Genomic DNA, 17,877 nt, shown 5'->3' with positions numbered 1-17,877 from the left:
ATGAAACCGCTGCTGCGAGCCGTGCTGATCATCGATGCCGTACTGCTGCTGGCGTTCGGCGTGCTGTTCGTGCTGACGCCCTGGCAGTCGCTCTTCAGCGCGCTGCAGCTGGCGAACATCCAGCCGGCAATGCTCGGCCAGGCGTTCGGCATCGCGTTGCTCGGGCTCGCGTGGCTCGCGTTTCATGCGGCGTTCAACGGCGACCTCACGGCACCCGTCGCGCGCTCGGTCGGCCACGTGTACTGGCTGACCGGCGTGCTCACGATCGTCTGGTCGATCGGCACCGGCAGCGGTCCCGCGCTCGCGGCGGCCGGCAGGGTACTGTCGGCCGTGGCCGGTGTCGCGCTGATCGTGCTCGGCCTCGGCGGCGTGCGGCTCGCATCGGCCGTGCGCCGGCGTGAGAAAGCGCAGGCGCTCGAGGCGCGCGCGCCGGAGCAGCGCCCGGTTGAACCGACGGTGGCGCCGGCGTCCTCGCCCGCATCGCAGCGTGTCGAACCCGTCGTCAGCCGTCCCGCGGCGCCCGCACCGTCATCGGCCGCATCCAGTCCATCGTCAGGCTCGGGCACCGTCGCACTCGACGAACGCCCGCCGATGCGGGACTGACCGGCCATGCGTCGCGCGTGCTGCCTGCCGCCCGACGCCGCTGTCCATGCTATTGACGCAGCGCTCGATGCGCTGCTTTTCTTTTTCTCTTCATCCCGTCCGCAGCCATGCACGACAAAATCCTGATTCTCGACTTCGGTTCGCAAGTCACCCAACTGATTGCGCGACGCGTGCGTGAAGCACACGTCTACTGCGAAATCCATCCGAACGATGTGTCCGACGACTTCGTCCGCGAGTTCGCGCCGAAGGCGGTGATCCTGTCGGGCAGCCACGCGAGCACGTACGAAGACCATCAGCTGCGCGCGCCGCAGGCCGTATGGGATCTCGGCGTGCCGGTGCTCGGCATCTGCTACGGCATGCAGACGATGGCCGTGCAGCTCGGCGGCAAGGTCGAGTGGAGCGACCATCGCGAATTCGGCTATGCGGAAATGCGTGCGCACGGCCATACGCGCCTGCTCGACGGCATCGAGGATTTCACGACGGCCGAAGGCCACGGGATGCTGAAGGTCTGGATGAGCCACGGCGACAAGGTTGCCGAGCTGCCGTCGGGCTTCCAGCTGATGGCGTCGACGCCGAGCTGCCCGATCGCCGGCATGGCCGACGAAGCGCGCGGCTACTACGCGGTGCAGTTCCACCCGGAAGTCACGCACACGGTGAAGGGTCGCCAGATCATCGAACGTTTCGTGCTGCAGATCGCCGGCGCGAAGCCCGACTGGATCATGAGCAACCATATCGAGGAAGCCGTCGCGAAGATTCGCGAGCAGGTGGGCGACGAGGAAGTGATTCTCGGCCTGTCCGGCGGCGTCGATTCGAGCGTCGCGGCCGCGCTGATCCATCGCGCGATCGGCGACCAGCTGACCTGCGTGTTCGTCGACCACGGCCTGCTGCGCCTGAACGAAGGCAAGATGGTGCTCGACATGTTCGAGGGCCGTCTGCATGCGAAGGTCGTGCACGTTGACGCGGCCGACCAGTTCCTCGGCCACCTGGCCGGGGTGACCGATCCGGAAGCGAAGCGCAAGATCATCGGCCGCGAGTTCGTCGAGGTGTTCCAGGCCGAGGCGAAGAAGCTGTCGAAGGCGAAGTGGCTCGCGCAGGGCACGATCTATCCGGACGTGGTCGAATCGGGTGGCACGAAGACGAAGAAGGCGACGACGATCAAGAGTCACCACAACGTCGGCGGCCTGCCGGAAACGCTCGGTCTGAAGCTGCTCGAGCCGCTGCGCGACCTGTTCAAGGACGAAGTGCGCGAGCTGGGCGTGGCGCTCGGCCTGCCGCCTGAGATGGTGTACCGCCATCCGTTCCCGGGCCCGGGCCTCGGCGTGCGGATCCTCGGCGAAGTGAAGCGCGAGTTTGCAGACCTGCTGCGCCGCGCGGATGCGATCTTCATCGAAGAGCTGCGCAACACGACCGCGACCGCGCAGGATGCGGCTGCCGGCCTGTGCGGCGACGCCGATGTCGGCAAGAGCTGGTACGACCTGACGAGCCAGGCGTTCGCGGTGTTCCTGCCGGTGAAGTCGGTCGGTGTGATGGGCGATGGCCGCACGTACGACTACGTGACGTCGCTGCGCGCGGTGCAGACGACCGACTTCATGACCGCACACTGGGCGCACCTGCCGTACGCGCTGCTCGGCCGCGCATCGAACCGGATCATCAACGAGGTGCGCGGGATCAACCGGGTCGTGTACGACATCTCGGGCAAGCCGCCGGCGACGATCGAGTGGGAGTGAATTGACGTCCTTCGAGGACTATCGAAAGCTATCGAAAAACGGCCGTAACGTGTTGATTATCAAGAAAATACGCCACGGCACCTATCGGTGGCTATCGCCGACCAGCAGAAAAAGTTGACGGTAGAGCTGACGGTAAAAATCGAGGCCGAATTAAGACACTCTCGTTCACTACTCAGACTTTTACCGTCTTTGACGGTAAAAATCTTTTCGGGAATGCTTGTTTCATACGGCTTTCCGGGCATCAGCAGGTCTCCAGGTCCCTGACGGTAAAACCTGACGGTAAAGCCGTCAAAAGCCGGAGGAAACCTCGATGCTTACTGACACTGCGCTGCGTAACCTGAAGCCTAAGTCCAAGATTTATAAGGCTTCTGACCGAGATGGAATGTATGTGACGGTATCGTGCTATCAGGCGTGTCGCTATCGTGCTATCAGGCGTGCGAAATCCTCGCAAAGCCAATAACGGCGCGGGTTTCGGCGCTCTCTAACTTATCTAACTTAAAAGCTCTAACTGGTAGTAAGAGCACGCCGTTCCGGTGGACAACCGCCAAACGGCACCACATGCAGCAGCAAAAGCCCGGCTTTCCAGCACGGAGGGCCGCGCCGTGATCGTTGCACTGCTCAACCAGAAAGGCGGTGTCGGCAAGACCACGCTCGCCACCCACATCGCCGGCGAGCTGGCGATGCGCGGCTCGCACGTCATCCTGCTGGATGCTGACCCGCAAGGCTCGGCGCTGGACTGGACGCAGCGACGTGCACAGCAGGGTTTGCCGCGCTTGTTCAGTGCTGTGGGCCTCGCCCGCGAGACTCTGCACCAGGAAGCGCCGGAGCTGGCCCGCCGCGCCGATCACCTCGTCATCGACGGTCCACCGCGCATCGCCGCCCTGGCGCGCTCCGCACTGCTGGCGGCCGAACGCGTGCTGATTCCGGTGCAGCCCAGCCCCTACGACTTGTGGGCGTCTGCGGAGATGGTGGCACTGATCCGCGAAGCGCAGGTGTTCCGGCCTGCGCTGCGCGCGGCCTTCATCGTCAACCGGCGCGTCAGCACCACCGTCATCGGCCGTGAAGCGCGCGGCGCGCTGGCCGACCAGCCGCTGCCGGCGCTGCGTGCGGAAGTGCATCAGCGCATCGTGTTCGCCGACAGCGTGGCCGCTGGCCGGCTTGCACGCGAGGCGGCACCGAACAGCGCCGCCGCACGCGAGATTGCCGCGCTGACCGACGAACTGCTGCGGTGGACGACATGAGTCAGCGCAACGGAAAGCGCGTTGGTATCGGCGCACGTCCACCGGCGAATCCATATGCCGAGGCGTGGATTCGCCAAGGCGATGCCGACGCGCTCAACAAGGGCGACCTCTATACCGCACGCCTGACCCTCGACATCACGCCCGCTATGCGGGCGCGCATCAAGGTGTCGGCGTTTACGCAAGGCGTGACTGTCGCTGAACTGCTGCGCGCGCTGCTGGAACGCGAGTTTCCCGACAAACGTTCGGAGAACCCCTTATGAACGCATCCACGTTGGTGGTCACGGCTGTGCCGCCACCGTCGCCAGCAGTGCTCGCCGGTCAAACCGGCATTGCACTGCTGACCCACGTTTCGCTCGCCTACATCGAGCAGCGCATCGACATCTACCTACGCTTTGGTGAGCCGGCACGCATCGTCCGGCTCGATCGCTGGCGCCGCGTCGCGGTGTTCTTGCCGGGTGCTGTTCTCTGTCGCATTCGCTGGCACAGCAATGACTACGGCACGATCCGCTGGCAGCTCATGGTGATGCAGACTTGCACGCCGCTGGACGCGGCACAGCGCATCCCTGGTGTGCTGCCGGGCGCACGCCTGCTGCTGCATGCAGAAGGCGAACGTGCCGTGCGCGCCGTGCTGGCGCAGCTCGATGCCATCGAAGCGCAAGGGATCGCGCCCGCCGACGTATCACCGGCGTACTGGCGCACGCTCGGCAACCGGCTCGCTGCACGCTTGCCATTGCCCGCGTACACCGCCGCGCGGCACGCCGCCTGGCGGGCCGGGAGGGCATTGTCATGACGACCGTTTCCCGATCCGGTACTGCGCTGCTTCCTCGCTCGCGCCAGCGCGCTCGCATCGTCGTGGCGACACTGGCCGCCTGCGGCTTCGCTGCGCTGGCCTGGGCGTCCTTCGTGTCGCCACTGCCGCGCCTGACCTACAACCCGTCCGATAGTGTGGCGGTCGGCTGGTATCGCATCGACCCGCTCGACCATCGGGCCGACTCGCTGCCACGTCCGTTGTCCGTGGACAGCATCGTGCTCGTTCCGCTGCCGGCCAAAGCAGCCGTGCTTGCTGCGCAGCGCGGCTACCTGCCGATGCGTGTGCCGTTGCTCAAGCGCATCGGTGCCGTCGCGCCGCAGAAGGTGTGCATCGCGGGCGGCATCGTCCACATCGACGGCCTGCCGTCGGCCACCGTGCTGCGTGTCGACCGGCTGGGCCGTCCGCTGCCATCGTGGCCGCAGTGCCGCCGCCTCGAACCAGGCGAGTTGTTCCTGTTGAGCGTGACCAATCCGGCGTCGTTCGACAGCCGGTATTTCGGCCCGGTCAACGCATCGGCCGTGATTGGTGTTGCGCACCCGGTCTGGCTGGAGACGCGCCGATGATGGTCGCCGATTCGCTGCACAGTGTTACGCATTCGATCGTGCCACCCGGCGTATCGTTCTGCCGGCCGCCGCCGTGTCGTCGCGCATGCCATGCGAGCGCATCCGCGCTGCACGTCGCGCAACATCCGGCCACGCTTTCTTCCGTGCAGGCATCTTGCCTTGAACGCGCCCGGCCGAGGGCCATGGCTGCGTTCTCCGGCTCGCTGGCTGCGAACAGCGCAGCGCCGACGGGCCGCCGATGCCCGGAGCGTCAGCGCAGGGCAAAGGCGGAAGGCAAGATAAAAGCTCGCGGCACATGGCCGCTTGAAAATCCTGCCTGCACGTGGGGATGGCGCGGCACGCGCCAGGTGGCGGCAGCGTGCCGCGAAGGTGCGCAATACCGCATCGGCATTGGCGAAGTCGCGTGCTTCGTCCGCTGGACTGCTCTGGTTTTGGATGGAGCCGCCCCATGAGCAACCGCGACGACGACCGTTTCCGCGTTCGCCCCGATGCGCCGAAACAGCGCGGCGATGCCTACATCAACAAGATGCTGCGGCAGGCCAATAAGGCCGGGGCGAAACTTGGCAAGACAGCCGGCAGGGTCGGTCAGCGGCCCGGTTCCCGATTAGGGCGCGGCCACGTTGCGGCGCGCTTCGCAGGGCAGGGACTAAGGGCGAATGCGCGGCGCGTGACGATCAAGGCCCGTCTGGTGAATCTGGCGAAGGCCGGGCCGCGCTCGACTGCCGCGCACCTGCGCTACATCGAGCGCGAAGGTGTCGATCGCCACGGCGGGCCGGGTCACGCCTACGGGCCGACGACCGACGATGCCGAAATTGAAGCGTTCAAGGAGCACGGCGAAGGGGACCGCCACCAGTTCCGGTTCATCGTCTCGCCGGAGGATGCCGAACAGCTCGACGATCTGCGCACCTACACGCGGCACCTGATGGCTCGCATGGAGGCCGACCTGGGCACGCGGCTGGAGTGGGTGGCCGTCGATCACTGGAACACGGACAACCCGCACACGCACGTCGTCCTGCGCGGCAAGGACGACACCGGCAAAGACCTCATCATTTCCCGCGAGTACATCGCCGAGGGGATGCGTCGGCGGGCGTCGGAGCTGGCAACGGAATGGCTCGGGCCGCGCACCGAGCTGGAGATACAGCGCGCCATGTTGCGCGAGGTGGAGCAAGAACGGTGGACGGGGCTGGATCGCAGCTTGCAGCGCGAGGCCGGCGACGACGGCTTGGTGCGCGTCGAACACTTCGCCGAACCCCGATTGCAACGCCAGCGGCAGGCGCTGATCGGTCGCCTGCAACACTTGCAGCGCATGGGCCTGGCGACTGAGCCGCAGCCCGGCGCGTGGGCCGTTCATGCCGAGGCCGAGCCGACGTTACGGGCGATGGGCGAACGCGGCGACATCATCCGCACCATGCAGCGGGCGATGAGCGGTCAGTCCCGCGAGCTGGCCGTGTTCGAGCCGGGCAACGACGGCCACACGCTGATCGGCCGGGTGGCCGGCAAGGGGCTGGCCGACGAGCTGTACGACAAGGGCTATCTGATCGTTGATGGCACCGACGGCAAGGCGCACTACGTCGCGCTGCCGCCGCGGTCGGAGCTGGAGCAGTACCCGACCAGCGCCGTGGTGGAGGTGAAAGGCGCGGCTGACGTGCGCGCCGCTGATCGCAACATCGCCGCGCTGGCCGTCGATGGCGTGTACCGCACCGATCATCACTTGGCGCTCGCCCAAGGTCAGGCCACGCCCGACCGCGACCCGCGCGAGGTGGTGGCTGCCCATGTTCGCCGGCTCGAAGCCCTGCGCCGGGCCGACATCGTGGAGCGCGAGGCCGAAGGCGTCTGGCGCATCCCCAGCGACCTGGCCGAACGGGGCCGCCAGTACGACGCGCAGCGTCTCGGCGGCGGCGTGGCGGTGGAACTGAAATCGCACTTGCCGATTGAGCGGCAGGCGCGCGTGATCGGGGCCACCTGGCTCGATCAGCAGTTGATCGGCGGCGGCAAGGGGCTGGGCGACCTGGGCTTCGGGGCCGAGGTCAAGGATGCGCTACGCCAGCGTGCCGACTTCCTCGTCGAACAGGGATTGGCCGAGCAGCGCGGGCAGCGCGTCGTCCTCGCGCGCAATCTGCTGGCGACGCAGCGCGGGCGCGAGCTGGCGCAGGCCGCGAAGGATATTGCCGCGGAAACCGGCTTGGAGCATCGGCCGGTAGCCGACGGGCAGCGTGTGGCCGGCATCTACCGGCGTAGTGTCATGCTCGCCAGCGGGCGCTATGCCATGCTCGATGACGGCATGGGTTTCTCGCTGGTGCCGTGGAAACCGGTAATCGAACAGCGGCTGGGGCAGCAGCTCGCAGCGACGGTGCGCGGGGGTAACGTTTCCTGGGAGGTCGGACGACAGCGCGGCCCATCAATTGGTTAACCGACACGTAGTCAAGTCTGCGGTCAATTGGCCCAGGCGAATAGAGCTAGTTGAAGTACGTCTCTGAGGGGACGATGGATGCGCAGGGTATCTAGCGCTGCTAGCCTATTTCGCCGACATCTCACCTCGCGCCTGACACCAATAGCGATCGGTTCGACATCCATGCCATTGAGCATCAACCTCCTGGCGTCACATTTCAACGCCGCGGCAGGACGAGTAAATCCGCCGCTTCCTCTGCATCATTCATAAGCGTCTTGCGCAGCGCACCCAACTGCGCACGCATCGTCAGACCTCGAGCAAGGTCGACGGTCTGGCTCGCCCGCACAGCGACGGGAAAGTCGGATGGGATTTCTCCCGCGGTGATCCCGTCGCAGAAACGGCGTTCGACGAGCGCCACCCCCGCAGATACGGCGTCCTTCAGGAACTGCCTGACCTCAGCGTCGTCCACGAGAGGCGCGACGCACACGAGTAGACATCCTGGCGCCGATCCTTCCTCGGTCGCAGCTTCCACGGCGTGTCTCAGGAAGCTGGCCAGCGAGTCGCGAAGAGTCCGCGGCGAGAAGAGCGCCTTCGCAGCGCGAGCGCCTTTCGCCTCCGCATACGCCCTGAGCGCGCGCAAGAATATTGCCCGCTTGTCCCCGAAAACGGCATACAGGCTAGGCCGACCCACGCCCATCCCGGCGACGAGGTCATCGATCGTCACACCGTCGTAACCCTTCGACCAGAACACCTGAATCGCTTTTTCCAGCGCCCCCTTCTCGTCGAAGCTGCGCGGCCGTCCGCGTGGCTTAGCGTTATTTTGAATCATATAGTTCAAAAATCATTGACAGTAATTTGCTGCGGTCATTATTATACCAAACAGTTCTAAATTCAAGGCAAAAGGAGAGTGCGCATGGAACATTCGATCGCCCTCGTCACCGGTGCGACCTCCGGGCTCGGTCAGGCGGCGGCCCGCCTTCTTGCCGAAGGGGGCTGGCGCGAGGTCATCATTACTGGGCGCGGCCTGGCTCAGGTCCAGGAAACCGCCGAACAACTCGCGGCGGAGACCAAACGAAAGGTCTTCACGCCCTTGGAGCTGGACCTGGACAAGCCGCTCAGCGTTCAGTCCGCGCTCGCCGAGCTTGTCAAGCGAGGTCGGCCACTCGATTTCCTGCTGCTCAATGCGGGGATGGTTCCTGGCAAGGCGCGGGTGGTCACTGAGGCGGGCATCGAGGCTTCTCAGGCCCCGCTGATCGGCCATCATCAACTGACTATCGGGTTGCTCCGCGCGAAGCTGCTGAGCGCCAATGCGCGGATCGTTATCGCCAGCGCAGAGCCCGCTCGGGGCGGCGTGCCCATGTTCAAGTACACCGACGCGGCTGCCTTCGCGGACAAATACTTCGGGGGTGACCAAACCACCGCTGTCGAGGCTCTGATTCGCAACGCGCCGCACGTGAAGTACTCGCCGAACAATGCGTATGCCGATGCGAAGCTCATTGTCGCTTGGTGGGTCGCGGCGCTGGCGCGCCGGCTTCCCTCCGGCATGGCCGTGTACGCTGTCTCGCCCGGTGCGTCGAATGCCACCAAGGTAGCGCGAAACGCCGGACCGTTGTTGAAGTATCTGATGATTCCGATCGTGAACCTCATCCCCGGCATGAATCAGACGCCGGAGACTGCGGCCCGTCGCTACCTCCAGGCGTCGGAGTTTGGAACCGACGCCTCAGGGCAATTCTACGCGTCGGCTCAAGGGAAGTTCTCCGGCCCAATGGAGGTGCAGCGCCAGCCGCACCTCCACGATGGCGCCAACCAGGAAGCCGCTTGGCAGGCCGTCGTCAATGTTTCCGGCATCGACTTGCCTCATCCAGATTGGTTGAGGGAAGTATCCGGAAGGAGCCCCGATCACGGCGAAATTGTCGCGTGATTCGTTCGGCAGGTGATTGTCGGCCTGTGGGATTGTCCACGAGTTCCTGCGGCATTTGAAATGAATCGTTCAAAACTAAGTCAACTGCGCTCCGCACCCTATTTTTGAACAAAATAGTTCAATATTGACCGGACAACATAGCGTCGCGAAGGAGAAAGCATGAAAAAGTATGACGGAAAATTGGCAGTGGTCATCGGTGGCACCAGCGGCATGGGGCTCGCAACGGCGAAGATGCTGCTTGCAGAAGGGGCGCGCGTTCTCGTGACGGGTCGCTCACAGGCTGGCTTGGAATCGGCGGAGCAAGAACTTGGCGGCAGTGCCATCGTGGTTTCGAGCGACGCGCGTTCGTTGACTGACGTCGACGCTCTCGCTACTCGGGTGAAGGGCGAATTCGGCACCTTCGACCTGCTTTTCGTCAACGCTGGTTTCAGCATCCCAACGCCTCTCGATAGCGTGACGGAGGCTATCTACGACGAGATGTTCAACCTGAACGCCAAGGGACCGTTTTTCGCGGTCCAGAAGCTCGCCCCGCTGATCAATCGGGGAGGTTCAGTTGTCCTAACGACCTCCATCGCCAACGTCAAGGGACTGCCGGGCCAAGCCACATACGGGGCCGCCAAGGCTGCGCTGCGGTCGTTCGCCCGAGTGCTCGCCACCGAGCTGCTTCCGCAGGAAATCCGCGTTAACGCAGTGTCGCCCGGCCCCATCGACACGCCAATCCTCGACAAAGTGTTTCCCGATAAGAATGCGGCCGCCCAAGTCAGGGAGAAGACGATCGGCATGATCCCGATGAAGCGCTTCGGGACCTCGGAGGAGATCGCGAAGGCCGTCCTCTTCCTCGCGTTCGACGCGACCTTCACGACCGGCCTTGAGATTCCGGTCGATGGCGGCTGGTCGCAACTCTGAGGAGTCCGGTCTAAATGAAGATGAGAAGAATCGTAAGTGCCGAGAGCAAAGCTGGCGTCGTCATGCAAGTGAGCGATGTTCTCGATACCGATACCGCCGATAGAGTCACCAATATTTGGGGATTCGACAAGATTCCCCAACTGCCGCTTACGCCTGATCAAGTTCTCGGTGAATACAAGCGGCTTGGGATTTTTGGACCAAAGGACTCCGTTCGAGTCGATCTCCAAATCGTTCCCCCCGAGAAAGCGGGCGCGACCGATCTCGGTGCCTTGATGGCTAAAATCGACTTCGGCACCGGGGGAGGCATGACCCAAGGCGAGTACGGTGGCTCAATGCACCGGACCGACACCATCGACCTGGCGGTGGTGCTAAAGGGCGAAGTGGATATCGCCTATCCGGGAGAAGACGGTCAAGTGCACGCGACCACTGCCAAAGAGGGCGACTTCTTCGTGCAGAACGGCGCCTTTCACGAATTCCACAACCGCTCGGACGACCCTTGCGTAATCCTCATGTTCGTCTTCGGAGCCGAGAGGAAGGAGGCCTGAGCCACAAGGAATCAACGTGCTGAACCCTGGCGCGGTCGATACGCCCATGTTCGGAGAGCTGTTCCCTTCCGGAGAAGGCGCGGCCGAAGCCACAAAGCAAATCACAGCGATGACGCCCTTGGGACGCCTGGCGTATGCCGATGAAGTCGCCTGTGCGGCTTTGTTCCTCGCCTCGGACCAAAGCAGTTACGTCGCCGGTATAGACCTTCCGGTCGACGGCGGCCTGACGGCTGTTTGAGAGAAAAGGACTTTGGGCGGATGTGCGTTGAGCATGCCCGGAGCGCGCGATACCGATATTAAAACGATCAACTGACGAGGCGCCCCAGTGGCCTTGGTATTCGCTTATGGATATACGTCATCTTCGATGTTTCCTAGCGGTCGCAGGGGAGCTTCACTTTGCGCGGGCCGCCGAGCGATTGCATATCGAGTAGTCGCCTACTGTCTCGCGCCATCGTGACAGCCAGCCGGCGCCCGCTTCGGCGAGGCGCCTCCACTGTAACGCTTCGGGATATGCGAAACGGGTTGTGTTCAAACGGCTGCGCTGCCACGATGCGAGACGGTGTCGTACCAGCGGCGAAGGGCTCCGAGTTCCTCCGGGATCGACAAGTCGATCGCCTTGGCGGCGAAGTCCACCGTGACGAGCAGCGTGATGTCCGCCACCGAGAAGTTTTCACCAGCGGCGAAGGGAAACTCGGTCAGCCGCGCGTTCATGTCCGCGAACAGATTCTTCACGCGCCGCGTGCTGCGCTCGATCAGGGCAGGGATCTGCTCGTAGTCGTGCGGTCCCGCGATCGCTCGGCCCTTCAGGCCGGGCACCTTATTACGGATCGCTTCCATCACGGAGGCGAAACCCTCCTGTTCGATGCGACGGTCCCACATCGTGACCACGGCCCGCTCCGCCGGCGTGGTGCCGAAGAGCGAGGGCGTCGAGTACAAATCATCGAGGTAGCGGCTGATGATGGGCACTTCGCCGATGGCCGTTCCGTCGTCCAGCACCAGCGTGGGTACGACGCGGCGCGGATTGATGGCACGGTAGGCTTCGCCATGTTGTTCGCCCTTGCCCAGGTCGACGGGGACCAGGGTCAGAGCGAGGCCCTTTTCGGCGAGCAGGATGCGCACGCGGCGCGAATTGGGTGACGAGCTGGAGTGATAGAGCTTCATTTGAATTTCCTTAGGAGGATTGAATGGGTGAGGGCGGGTCAGAGCTTGGAGCCGCCATCCACGCGCAGCGTGTCGCCGGTGATCCAGCGTGCCTGGTCCGAGGCCAGAAACGCGACGGCACTGGCGATGTCTTCGGGCTGGGCCAGGCGTTGCAGGGCCTGCATGCCGAGGGTCGCCTCGCGGCCGGCGTCCGTCTTGGTGAAGCTCGACATCTCGGTCTCCACCACACCGGGCGCCACCGCGTTGACGCGGATGCCACGCGGGCCGAGCGCCGCGGCCCAGTGCTTTACAAGCGTATCGACCGCACCCTTGGTGGCCGAGTATGCAGAGAGCGTGCCGACCGAGGCGTGCGCCGCCAGCGAGGACAGCAGGACGATACTGCTGCCCTTGCACAGTGCAGGCAGCAGTTGCTGCACGAGGAAGAACGGTGCACGCACGTTGACCGCGAAGAGCGCGTCAAAATCCTCGACGGTTGTGTCCTCGATCGACGCGGCCTTGGCGATGCCGGCATTGGCCACCAGAACATCGAGCCGTCCGCCGATGATGGTGCGAACGCGTTCGGCGAGCCGGTGCGGGCCGTCCGGCGTGCGCAGGTCGGCTGCGACCGTCTCGGCTTTGCCGCCGGCGCGACGGATCTCGTTGAGCACGGCGGTTGCCTCCTTTTCGCTGCTGCCGTAGTGAACCAGGACTTGCGCCCCGGCCGCGGCCAGCGTTAGGGCGGTGGCCCGGCCGATACCGCGCGAAGCACCGGTGACGAGCGCAGTCTTGCCTGTAAGTGCGTTCATGACGTCCATCTCCAAAGAGGTTGTGAGGTCGCTCAAGCGCTGGCCGTGTCGGCAGGGCTTTCGTTCAGGAACTGGGTGGCGTGCGCGACGAAGCGCTCCGGGTACTGATAAATCGAGCCGTGGTTGGAGTCCGGATAGATCACCAGCTCCGCGTTCGGCAGGTGCTGCTGCAGCGTGACGGAGTGCGTCGTCGGGATGATCACGTCGTTGCTACCCTGGACGATCAGCGTGGGCTGCTGAATCGACTTCAGATAGACGAGCGCGTCCTGGTCAGGCGCGATCCATTTGCCGATGGCAGCGCCCTGTGCGGCCAGGGTCTGTGCGCTCACTTCCGGGTCGCGATCCTTGCGACGCCACTTGCGTTCAAGGAAGGCGATGCCGGCTTTCTGACTGGCCTCGGACGGCGCGAAGTGCACCGACAGCCAGAGATGTTCGGGCGGCTCGTACCGGTCCGCGAAGATCTCGGCCGAGCGGCTGGCCGTCATGTCGTTGCCGCGATGGCCCGTGCCGACGAGGATGAGCTTGCGCACAAGGTCCCCGCCCTGAAATGCAATCTCCTGTGCAACAAAGCCGCCAATCGAAATGCCCAGCACATCGACTTGGTGGAGGCCGAGCGCGCGGATGAAGGCAATCGCGTTGGCGCCCATTTCCGGGAAGCTGGCCGGCGCCTCGCCGGACGAGCTGGACACGCCGGCGTTGTTGAACAGGATCACCTCGCGCGTCTGAGCGAGGCCGTCGGTCACGGCCGGATCCCAATAGTCCATCGTTCCGGCGTAGTGCTGGTTGAAAACGATCGGCACGCCGCCCGACTTGCCGAACCGACGATAGGCGAAGCGGATGCCATTAGCTTCGACGAACTGGGTTGGGGCAGTATGGTGAGTGAAGTTGTTCATGGTGATGTTCCCGATGGAAAAGCAGCGCCGGCTCGGCGCTGCCTGGATCAGCCGGCGGTCTTGCCGCCGTCAACCGTGACGATCTGGCCGGTCACGAAGGCCGCGGCGTCCGAGGCCAGGAAGCGCACGGCCGCTGCGATCTCGGCCGGTTTGCCGACACGGCCCAGCGGCACGCCCGAAGCGAGCGCGGCCTTGTTCTCCGGCGTGCCGGTGAAACGGTCCAGCATGCCGGTGTCGGTCGGACCGGGGGCCACGGCGTTGACGCGAACGCCCGAGGCCGCCACTTCGAGTGCCGCGGACTTGGTCATGCCTTCGACAGCATGCTTGCTGCCGGCATACACCGACGCGTAGGCCGCGCCTTCATGGCCATAGGTCGACGAGATGTTGATGATGCTGCCGCCACCCTGGGCAGTCATCACGCGCAGTTCATGCTTCATGCTCAGCAGCGTGCCGAGCACGTTGGTGTCGAAAGTGGCGGCGTAGCTGTCAGCGGTCTGGTTGACGATCAAGCCGGGCTGGCCTTCGGTGCCGGCGTTGTTGACGGCCACGTCCAGGCGACCGAAGCGGGCGACGGTCTGGTCCACCAGATCCCGAACCTCCTGGTCGTGCCGGACATCGGCCTGGATGAAGTTGGCTTCGGCGCCCAGTTGACGGAGTTCTGACTCGAGCGCCTTGCCTTCTGCCGGCCGGCGGCCGGAGATGACGAGACGGGCGCCGCTGCTTGCAAAAGCCAGGGCGGTGGCGCGACCGATGCCGGTCAGCGCGCCAGTGATGAGAATAACGGGATGGTGGGTCATGGTATGCTCCTAGAGGTATGACAGTTGACACATGGGCGATGGGATACTTCGGTTCGGATGCTGCTTATCTCGCCGCCTTGAGTGAGAATTTAGGGGTTTCTACCTCGGAGTAAAAAGACTTTGTAAGCTGGTGGGGATGCTTGAAAAGCATGGGGAAACATGGAGCTAAGACATCTGCGTTACTTCATCGCCGTGGCCGAGACGGGTAGCCTGACGGTGGCTGCCGAGCGGCGGCTGCATACCTCCCAGCCCTCGCTGAGCCGGCAGATCCGCGATCTGGAAGATCAAGTGGGCGTGGAACTGTTGAGCCGCAGCGCGCGCGGCGTCGAGCTGACGCCGGCGGGGAAAGCCTTCATCGACCATGCGCGATTGGCCCTAAGTCAGGTTGATGCGGCGGTCGAGGCCGCGCGCCAGGCGGCGCAGCCGAGCAAGCAGCGTTTTGCATTGGGCTTCTTGACCGGGCAGGAGATGACCTGGCTGCCGAAGGCGCTGAACTTGCTGCGCGACGAGCTGCCGAACATCGACGTGACGGTCTCTAGCGACTATTCACCGGACCTGGCGGATGCGTTGGCGCGCGGCCGGTTGGACTTGGCCTTTCTGCGCGCAGAACCAGGCTTCGATCTGGACTACACAACGGTCGGGCGAGAGCCGCTGGTCGTGCTGATGCCGAGCGATCACGCATTGACCTCGCAAGGGAGCATCCGACCGCAACAACTCGTGGGCCAGCCCTTTGTGGCCATGGCCAATAAGGCACGCGTGCTGCGTTCTGTGGTGGACGCATACCTGCAGCGCGAAGGCGTGACGCTGACGGCCACGCAGGGCGTGGACAACCCAGCGATGGTGATGTCGCTCGTGGCTTCGACGCGCGGGCTGACGCTGATTCCTGACTATGTCGAGAATCTGCTGCCGTGGTCCGTGGCGAGCCGACCCTTGGCGGGAGAGGTGCCGACGATCGACCTCGTTGTCGGTCACAGCCGCTCCAACGCCTCTCCGATTCTCAAGCTCTTCTTATCCCGGTTGAGCGAGCTGGCGCCAGCGGCCGCTAAACAAGCAATGCAGCCGAGCATGTCATAGGGACTTGTGCCTGCCGTTCTCGGCACAGAACCTGTGGTAGATGCGGCAGTTTTTTCAGGAATACAGTGCCGCGCCAAAACTCGAACCACTGGTTGGAGAAATCGGCTGTAGCACGTCAGGCTGTTCCCAAAGAGCGGGGCTGAAGTGCAGTCTCAAGTTATGTATGATTGGTTCTGATTGATGATATGCCGATGCCACGCAAACCCGCGCCAGAAAAGGGTCTGCTTTTCTGACGGTAAGAGTGACGGTAAAGGCTTTTTTCGATCACAGCCAAACCCTTTAACGATGCGGGTTCGGGCGGTCTGTTGATGATCGAGTGGGAGTAAATTGCGATCCTCTGCAGTGATCTGCAGAGGGTCGTTGTTTTTGGTCCGCTGCCGTCCGCCGGCAGCGGCACGTCGCCGACGGTAGTGGCGACGGTATGGCATCTTCGTCCGCAGACGATCCAACTCGATACCGTCACGGCATGTGACGGTATCGAGCAACGGTATCGGTGCTCGAAGAATGCTAACGGCGCGATCTCGAATTCAAATCACCACGCCTCTCGTAGGGGGCGCGCTTGTCAGCGCCGTTCCGGCGCGAACCTCACGCATTCGAATCTGCATCGACGCCGATGCGATAGTGCGATCGCAGCGCATCGATCAGTTGCTGCAGCGATGCATCGCGCGCGTCGGGCATGTATGCGATCGCCACTTCGATCCGCAAGTCTGTCTGCTCCCGCAGCTCACGATAGATCACACCGTCACGCGCAATCGATTTCAGCGATGACGGAATCAGCGCGACGCCTTGACCCTCGGCGATCAGGCTGAGGAGCACGTGGTGGTCGGTCGGCTCCGCGATGCGCCGAGGATGGAAGCCGCGGGTCCGGAAGAGTTTCTCGAAGTGATCGTAATAGCTCGGATTGATCCGTCGTTGCGGCCAGAACAGCGGGTCGCCGGCCAGTTCCAGCAGGGAAATGCGCCGTCGTTTGCGTAATGCATGGCCTTCCGGCAGTGCGGCTACGAGCGGGTCGTCGAACAGCCGTTCGACGCGAAGGCCTTCCGTTGCAGACGGCAAGCCGATCAGCGCGGCGTCGAGTAAACCGCCACGGAGGTCGCGGGTGGAATCCTGCGAGTATCGCCGCTTTTGAATCAACCGGAGTGCCGGGTCGCGCCTCTTGAGCGTCGGTTCGATCCACGCAAACAACGCGGGATCCAGCACCGTGGTGATACCCAGCCTGAGCTCGTGCTTGCCCAGCGCGATGTGCTGTCTGATTCGCTCGAAGGTCGCGTCGGCTACCGCGAGAAGATTGCGGGCTTCGGTCAGTAGATAGGTGCCTTCGGAGGTCAGTCTTACGCCGCCGCGATCGCGTTCGAACAGTCTCGCACCGATGATTTCCTCGAGCGCCTGAATCTGTCTCGTCAACGGCGGTTGTGTAATGAACAGACGCTCCGCCGCACGCCGAAAGCTCAGCTCCTCGGCCACGGCGATGAAGTATCGCAGTTGCCAGAGTTCGATGGTTGACTGCATGGGGGAAGCTCCGCATGGTCCTTGTGATACTGAAAAGGTATCACGCCAAAGGAATTAGCGCACCGCCGTCGATGTCGTTATCGTTCGCACAACGAGCTGCAACAACGCGACTCGACTTTGCGAGGGAATCATGCAAGACGCTCAATCGACTCTGGCACTGGGTCACCAATACTTGATGGCCGTCGAACAAAAAGAACAGCCCTCGATCAGCGAGGCTTTGAAGGACATTGCGCCGGACCTGGCGCGTATGGCGATCAGCTTCGCGTATGGAGAAATCTATTCGCGGCCTGCACTCGATCTGCGGCAGCGACAATTCGTGACGGTTGCCGCGCTTGCAGCGATGGGGGGCGCCGAGCCGCAGCTTCGCTTCCATATCGCGGGTGCGTTGAACGTTGGCTGTTCGCCGCGCGAAATCGTGGAACTGATGATTCACCTTGTCGTCTATGCAGGCTTTCCGGCTGCGGTCAACGGCGTGTCGGCTGCGAGAGACGTGTTCCGCGAGAAGGGTGTCGATGCTGCGCCGGTCTCGGTGTCGCCGAGCACGACGCGTTACGACGATGGCGTGGCGGGGCTGAGGGCCGTCGATGGTGCGGTTGGTGAACGGGTGGTCGAATCGTTGAACGAGATTGCACCCGATCTCGGCCGCTTCGTGATCGAATTCGTCTTCGGCGAAGTGTACTCGCGGACCGGTATCGATCTCGTCCTGCGAGAACTGATTACGGTGGCGGCGCTGTCAGCGATGGGTTCGGCCACGCCGCAACTCAAGGTTCACATGCATGGCTTTCTCAACGTTGGCGGCACGCGTGAGGAACTCGTGGAAGTGGTCACGCAGATTGCCGCTTATGCCGGATTCCCGAGGGCAATCAATGCGGCGCTCGCGGCAAAGGAAGTGCTGCGAGACCGGGATCACGGCGCACATTGATGTCGACGAGCGGCACGCGTCCGCTGCCGT

20 protein-coding genes and 1 pseudogene are annotated in these 17,877 nt (G+C 63.7%); 15 read left to right on the top strand and 6 right to left on the bottom strand.

What is annotated here, in order from left to right:
• The 8 genes from ACN22W_RS11205 (at position 1) to ACN22W_RS11170 (ending at position 7,355) form a co-directional block, all read left to right on the top strand.
• A complete protein-coding gene (locus tag ACN22W_RS11205; protein ID WP_419684270.1) occupies positions 1-603 on the top strand; it encodes a hypothetical protein in 603 nt (200 codons plus the stop codon).
• Positions 604-710: 107 nt separating this feature from the next.
• A complete protein-coding gene (gene guaA, locus ACN22W_RS11200; RefSeq protein ID WP_193098616.1) occupies positions 711-2,330 on the top strand; it encodes a glutamine-hydrolyzing GMP synthase in 1,620 nt (539 codons plus the stop codon).
• 602 nt (positions 2,331-2,932) lie between these two features.
• The gene (parA, locus tag ACN22W_RS11195; RefSeq protein WP_419684268.1) at positions 2,933-3,571 is read left to right on the top strand and encodes a ParA family partition ATPase; all 639 of its coding nucleotides are present in this window, start codon (positions 2,933-2,935) and stop codon (positions 3,569-3,571) included.
• The gene (locus ACN22W_RS11190) at positions 3,568-3,831 is read left to right on the top strand and encodes a chromosome partitioning protein ParB (RefSeq protein WP_419684266.1); all 264 of its coding nucleotides are present in this window, start codon (positions 3,568-3,570) and stop codon (positions 3,829-3,831) included. The genes parA and ACN22W_RS11190 overlap by 4 nt, the downstream gene beginning before the upstream one ends.
• A complete protein-coding gene (locus ACN22W_RS11185) occupies positions 3,828-4,361 on the top strand; it encodes a DUF2840 domain-containing protein (RefSeq protein ID WP_419684264.1) in 534 nt (177 codons plus the stop codon). Before ACN22W_RS11190 ends, ACN22W_RS11185 begins: the two co-directional genes overlap by 4 nt.
• Entirely contained in the window at positions 4,358-4,945 is a 588-nt protein-coding gene (locus ACN22W_RS11180) for a S26 family signal peptidase (RefSeq protein ID WP_419684262.1), read from the top strand. The genes ACN22W_RS11185 and ACN22W_RS11180 overlap by 4 nt, the downstream gene beginning before the upstream one ends.
• The gene (locus ACN22W_RS11175; RefSeq protein ID WP_419684260.1) at positions 4,942-5,397 is read left to right on the top strand and encodes a hypothetical protein; all 456 of its coding nucleotides are present in this window, start codon (positions 4,942-4,944) and stop codon (positions 5,395-5,397) included. The genes ACN22W_RS11180 and ACN22W_RS11175 overlap by 4 nt, the downstream gene beginning before the upstream one ends.
• Positions 5,394-7,355 carry a relaxase/mobilization nuclease domain-containing protein gene (locus ACN22W_RS11170; RefSeq protein ID WP_419684258.1) on the top strand — a complete coding sequence of 654 codons (1,962 nt, stop codon included), beginning with the start codon at positions 5,394-5,396 and terminating at the stop codon, positions 7,353-7,355. The genes ACN22W_RS11175 and ACN22W_RS11170 overlap by 4 nt, the downstream gene beginning before the upstream one ends.
• Positions 7,356-7,551: 196 nt before the next feature.
• Here the strand turns inward: ACN22W_RS11170 and ACN22W_RS11165 are convergent, their stop codons facing one another.
• A complete protein-coding gene (locus tag ACN22W_RS11165) occupies positions 7,552-8,163 on the bottom strand; it encodes a TetR/AcrR family transcriptional regulator (protein WP_186236906.1) in 612 nt (203 codons plus the stop codon).
• Between the two features lie 84 nt (positions 8,164-8,247).
• Between ACN22W_RS11165 and ACN22W_RS11160 the strand changes: the two genes are divergently transcribed.
• The 5 genes and pseudogenes from ACN22W_RS11160 to ACN22W_RS11140 form a co-directional block, all read left to right on the top strand.
• Positions 8,248-9,255, top strand: a complete 1,008-nt coding sequence (locus ACN22W_RS11160; RefSeq protein ID WP_419684256.1) for an SDR family NAD(P)-dependent oxidoreductase — start codon at positions 8,248-8,250, stop codon at positions 9,253-9,255.
• A 159-nt stretch (positions 9,256-9,414) separates the two neighbouring features.
• Positions 9,415-10,161, top strand: coding sequence for an SDR family oxidoreductase (locus tag ACN22W_RS11155; protein ID WP_419684254.1), 747 nt, complete (start codon positions 9,415-9,417; stop codon positions 10,159-10,161).
• A gap of 14 nt (positions 10,162-10,175) precedes the next feature.
• The gene (locus ACN22W_RS11150; protein WP_419684252.1) at positions 10,176-10,706 is read left to right on the top strand and encodes a hypothetical protein; all 531 of its coding nucleotides are present in this window, start codon (positions 10,176-10,178) and stop codon (positions 10,704-10,706) included.
• A gap of 16 nt (positions 10,707-10,722) precedes the next feature.
• Positions 10,723-10,944, top strand: a complete 222-nt coding sequence (locus ACN22W_RS11145) for an SDR family oxidoreductase (RefSeq protein WP_419684250.1) — start codon at positions 10,723-10,725, stop codon at positions 10,942-10,944.
• Positions 10,945-11,050: 106 nt separating this feature from the next.
• Positions 11,051-11,134 (top strand): annotated as a pseudogene (locus ACN22W_RS11140) (LysR family transcriptional regulator); the annotation flags it as partial.
• A gap of 100 nt (positions 11,135-11,234) precedes the next feature.
• Here ACN22W_RS11140 and ACN22W_RS11135 read toward each other — a convergent pair.
• From ACN22W_RS11135 to ACN22W_RS11120, 4 genes are read right to left on the bottom strand one after another with little or no spacing between them, the layout of a single operon-like run.
• Positions 11,235-11,867: a glutathione S-transferase family protein gene (locus ACN22W_RS11135; protein WP_419684248.1), complete on the bottom strand. Its 633-nt coding sequence runs from the start codon at positions 11,865-11,867 to the stop codon at positions 11,235-11,237.
• A gap of 38 nt (positions 11,868-11,905) precedes the next feature.
• Positions 11,906-12,652 carry an SDR family NAD(P)-dependent oxidoreductase gene (locus ACN22W_RS11130; RefSeq protein WP_407852627.1) on the bottom strand — a complete coding sequence of 249 codons (747 nt, stop codon included), beginning with the start codon at positions 12,650-12,652 and terminating at the stop codon, positions 11,906-11,908.
• 32 nt (positions 12,653-12,684) lie between these two features.
• Positions 12,685-13,545, bottom strand: a complete 861-nt coding sequence (locus ACN22W_RS11125; RefSeq protein ID WP_407852626.1) for an alpha/beta fold hydrolase — start codon at positions 13,543-13,545, stop codon at positions 12,685-12,687.
• Positions 13,546-13,592: 47 nt separating this feature from the next.
• Complete coding sequence (locus ACN22W_RS11120; RefSeq protein ID WP_042625327.1) at positions 13,593-14,342, bottom strand: SDR family NAD(P)-dependent oxidoreductase; 750 nt, start codon at positions 14,340-14,342, stop codon at positions 13,593-13,595.
• 159 nt (positions 14,343-14,501) lie between these two features.
• Here ACN22W_RS11120 and ACN22W_RS11115 point away from each other — a divergent pair, with 159 nt between their 5' ends.
• A complete protein-coding gene (locus ACN22W_RS11115) occupies positions 14,502-15,416 on the top strand; it encodes a LysR family transcriptional regulator (RefSeq protein WP_419684244.1) in 915 nt (304 codons plus the stop codon).
• A 585-nt stretch (positions 15,417-16,001) separates the two neighbouring features.
• Here ACN22W_RS11115 and ACN22W_RS11110 read toward each other — a convergent pair.
• Positions 16,002-16,925, bottom strand: a complete 924-nt coding sequence (locus ACN22W_RS11110; RefSeq protein ID WP_419684242.1) for a LysR family transcriptional regulator — start codon at positions 16,923-16,925, stop codon at positions 16,002-16,004.
• A 130-nt stretch (positions 16,926-17,055) separates the two neighbouring features.
• On the opposite strand from ACN22W_RS11110, the gene ACN22W_RS11105 reads away from it, so the two are divergent.
• Entirely contained in the window at positions 17,056-17,847 is a 792-nt protein-coding gene (locus ACN22W_RS11105) for a carboxymuconolactone decarboxylase family protein (protein ID WP_419684240.1), read from the top strand.
• Positions 17,848-17,877 lie beyond the last annotated feature (30 nt).

Origin of the sequence: Burkholderia theae (assembly GCF_048565265.1) — a bacterium.
Lineage (GTDB): Bacteria > Pseudomonadota > Gammaproteobacteria > Burkholderiales > Burkholderiaceae > Burkholderia > Burkholderia theae.
The sequence above is the reverse complement of the archived record's forward strand: the minus strand, read 5'-3'. Positions and strand labels throughout refer to the sequence as shown.